1 protein-coding gene and 1 pseudogene are annotated in these 2742 nt (G+C 70.8%); one reads left to right on the top strand and one right to left on the bottom strand.

Annotation, left to right across the window (positions count from 1 at the left end; translation table 11 throughout):
* Positions 1-624 (top strand): hypothetical protein (locus tag AB0O29_RS34900; RefSeq protein WP_365160177.1); only part of this gene is annotated, 624 nt, incomplete at its 5' end.
* Between the two features lie 178 nt (positions 625-802).
* On the opposite strand, the pseudogene AB0O29_RS34895 reads toward AB0O29_RS34900, so the two are convergent.
* Positions 803-2742: pseudogene (locus AB0O29_RS34895) on the bottom strand (hypothetical protein); the annotation flags it as partial.

The following is a 2742-nucleotide window of genomic DNA, read 5'->3' as shown; positions in this document are numbered from 1 at the left end:
TCGGGATGTTCGGGAGGCGGCGGGACGGCCGCGCGGGGCCCGGCTCCCTCGCCCTCCGGCCTCGTGCACTACACGCCCGCCACCGGCTCACCCGCCCCGGCCGCGAGCCCGCTGACCACCGCGCCCAAGGAGTGCGTGAAGACCGCCGGCATGAGCGTGGAGCAGCTGACCGGCTACCTGAAGGACCTGCGCAGCACCAGCGGGGACTACCAGACCAAGGGCCTGAAGCTGGACTCCTCCGGCCTGAACTTCACCCCGGAGGACATCAAGCGCCCGTGCGAGGCGGTCTCGGTCAAACTCGCCCACTACTGGGTCGACTTGAAGAAGACGCACAAGGCCGACGCCATCAGCGGGGCCCGCTACGAGTACGCGTACACCCTGATCGGCACCGCCTCCCACACGGCCGGCCCGCAGGACGGCCGTGTCCCCGACACCGCGCCTCCGGACGCCTCGGTATGCCGTGGCACGGTCTCGGTGGCCTACCTCGGCCCGGACATCCCGCTACGGGCCCTGCCGTACGACCTGACACTGGTGGACACCACCGCACCCGCCCCGGTCAAGGTGGACGGCGACGGGGTGCTGTCCGCGATCTACGTGTCCCCTCCGAACCCGGACTTGTGCTGACACCGACGGGCGGCGGACATTCGGTCGTCGCCCCGAGGCCACCGTGCGGGAAGTCGCTCCGCGCATGGAGGGGGGACGCCTTCCCTCCCCTCAAGCCCGCGGGGGAGCCACCCGCTCCCACAGATCGTCCGGTGGGGAGCGGGCCCGGGTTGCGGCCCGGGCCCGCGACGTGGGGCGATCAGGCCTTCGCTGCGGTCCCGTCCGTGGACGGCGTGTCGGCCTTCTTGTCCGGAGCGGCGGCCTTGGCGCCCTGGTTCAGCATGCCGCCGAGGGCGCTGATGCTGCTGCCTCCGCCTGCGGCTCCGCCGGTGGCGAGCGGCAGTACCTTGCCGAGGGCGTCGACCGCGATCTGGGCCATCTTCTGCGCGTGTTCGGTGGCGGTCTTCAGCGCCTCCTGGGCGCGCATCCCGGCCTCCTTGTCGTTGCCGGCGGCGGCCTCGATGCCCTTGGTGAGGAACTGGCTCATGTTGTCGAGGCCGCTCATGTCGCGGAACAGGTTCGCGGTGGCGATGGCCTGCGTCGTCTGAAGGCCGACCGGGTCGGGCATCGCCACCAGCGGCGTGAACTTCGCCTGGGAGACGCCCATGCCGGCCGCCGTGGTGTCGAGGTTCTGCGCGCGAGAGGCGGTGGACACCGGGGCGATGTCGGCCGGGGTGATCTGGATGGGCGAGTCCTTCCAGTTCCAGAAGCGGGTCAGGTCGATCTTCTCGGCCGAGTTGGACCGGCCGAGGACCGCCTCGGCGAAGACGCCATTGGTGGCGATGGCGATCGTGTCGGCCACCGGCGTGCCGAAGGTGCTGTCGCTCAGCCGGCGGGCCTTGGTCCACTCCTCGCGCTCCTGCTCGCTGGCGAAGTTCCAGCGGAAGCCGAGGTAGTTGCCGGTGGCCGCGATCGGCTTCGGGTCCAGCAGCATCCCGAGCGGGACCGGTCCCGCACTCGAACCCGCCGGGGTGTACGAGTAGTTGGCGAGGATGCGGCTCAGGGTCAGCTCGTCCGCGTTGGCCCAGACGGCCTGGCTGTAGTGGCGCCGGTTGTCGTTCAGGTGGTCGAGGACCGGCTGGGGCACGTTCCCGCCCCGTACGTGGAAGCCGATGGACGCGACGTAGGTGCGGCTGCCGGACTTCACCGTCGAACCGAACAGCCCGCAGATGGCCGATCCGCCGCCGGCGTCCTCGGACAGGTCGGCCGCGACGGTGGTGGTCGCCGCGATGCCGAAGTTGGCCACGCCCGAGGTCATCTTCAGACGCAGCCCGGCGAGGCTGCCGCGGGCGGTACTGCCGGACCAGGCTTCGTAGGCGATCAGCTTGTCGGCGCCGCCGAAGGTGTAGGACGCCTGCTGCGCGCCGGAGCCGCCGATGTCGCCGCATCCGAAGGTGTGGCTCGGATGGACGACCTGGATCCCGCGGATTCCGTCGCTGTCCGACCAGACGTCGATCCTGGACGCGTAGGCGGAGTCCTCCTTCGGCTGGTCGTCGAAGGCCACCAGTGCCTCGCGTCCCAGAATCCGGCGCACGGTCCCGTTGGCCATCAGCACCCAGTAGTCTCCACCGCCGACCGAGGCGATCTGCGCCAGCCCGGTCACGCTCTGCAGGCCGCCGGCCGTGGGACGGACCGCGGTCGTCGCACCGGACTCCACCAGGAGGGGCATGGTCTCGGTGCTGGACTGGGACTGGACGACGGCCCAGAGGGCACCGTCGGATGTCGCGGACAGACGCTGCACGCCCGGCCCGCCCCGCTGGACCCAGCTGGTACCACTGCGCTCGTACAGGGCCCCCTGCCGGGAGTACCACAGCTTGTCCTTGCCGGTGACGGCTATGTCGTCGGCCGTGACCCCCAGGTTCGACCATGAGCTCTGGCCACGCTGGTGGATCGCGTTGTTGGTGCCGATGACGTAGACCGTGCCGTCCGTGGCGCAGACGATGCGCAGCGCGTAGCCGCCCCAGCCGTCAGCTCGCCAGGTCGTCCCGTCGAACTGGACGACCATGTTGTCGGTGGCTCTGATCGCCCAGACGGTGTCCTTGCCCGGTGCGATGCGGGTGAGACCGCCGCCCAGTCCCGTGGTGGGCAGCGGCTTCCACTGCTGGGTCGCGGGATCGAACTTGACCGGGCTGCCGTCGG

This window comes from Streptomyces sp. NPDC089915 (assembly GCF_040684675.1).
In the GTDB taxonomy this organism is placed as follows: Bacteria; Actinomycetota; Actinomycetes; order Streptomycetales; family Streptomycetaceae; genus Streptomyces.
Note: the sequence above shows the minus strand (reverse complement) of the source record. Positions and strands in the feature narration are given on the sequence as shown.